General features: G+C 38.2%; 1 protein-coding gene. It reads left to right on the forward strand.

Annotated elements, in window-relative coordinates:
- Positions 1-235: fimbrial protein (locus FGG79_RS21425; protein WP_205688851.1), on the forward strand; the 235-nt coding region annotated here is incomplete at its 5' end.
- Positions 236-419: the final 184 nt, after the last annotated feature.

Here is a 419-nt window from a genome sequence, read left to right on the forward strand (position 1 = left end):
GTCTATTAACACCCCGTCTGACGGCGTAAATATCGCTCTGCACAATATTGAAGGTTCTACTATTAAACAGGTTCAGGTCAATAATCCGGGTGATGTTTACAGCAAAACTCTGGATTCAACGTCTAAATCTGCAACCTACGATTTTAAAGCATCCTATGTTCGAGCTGATGCAAGCAAAGCAGCAACTGCCGGTTATGTAAAAACCAACTCAGCATATACCATTACTTACCAGTAAATATCAGCCACCTAAATTGATTGGGTGAATATATATAGGGAATAACATCAAACGTATTTATTTTTGATCGTTATTCCCTGTTTTAATTAACTCTGTGAGGAACGGTTTATGTTTTTTAATACTAAACATACCGCAGCATTGTGCTTAGCGAGCTGTATGGCTTTTAGCTCATCAGCTATTGCAG

The organism is Bacillus sp. BHET2 (assembly GCF_005938125.1).
GTDB lineage: Bacteria > Bacillota > Bacilli > Bacillales > Bacillaceae_B > Rossellomorea.